This window comes from Citrobacter sp. Igbk 17 (genome assembly GCF_028069775.1).
Taxonomy (GTDB): domain Bacteria; phylum Pseudomonadota; class Gammaproteobacteria; order Enterobacterales; family Enterobacteriaceae; genus Citrobacter.
On the sequence record NZ_JANEWI010000105.1, the window covers coordinates 1 to 298 of the forward strand.

A 298-nucleotide genomic window follows, 5' to 3' on the forward strand; every position below is an offset into this window, starting at 1 on the left:
CTCTCGCATGGGGAGACCCCACACTACCATCGGCGCTACGGCGTTTCACTTCTGAGTTCGGCATGGGGTCAGGTGGGACCACCGCGCTACAGCCGCCAGGCAAATTCTGTTTATCAGACCGCTTTTTGCGTTCTGATGTAATCTGTAATCAAGCTGAAATCGATGTCTCTCTTCGCCAAAACATCTTCGGCGTTGTAAGGTTAAGCCTCACGGTTCATTAGTATCGGTTAGCTCAATGTATCGCTACACTTACACACCCGACCTATCAACGTCGTCGTCTTCAACGTTCCTTCAGGAG

The 298-nt window shown here is 51.0% G+C and carries 2 rRNA genes; both read right to left on the reverse strand.

From position 1 onward, the window contains the following. Window positions 1–100 (reverse strand): 5S ribosomal RNA (gene rrf, locus NNO08_RS22995); the annotation flags it as partial. Between the two features lie 96 nt (window positions 101–196). Continuing rightward, window positions 197–298, reverse strand: a 23S ribosomal RNA gene (locus NNO08_RS23000); the annotation flags it as partial.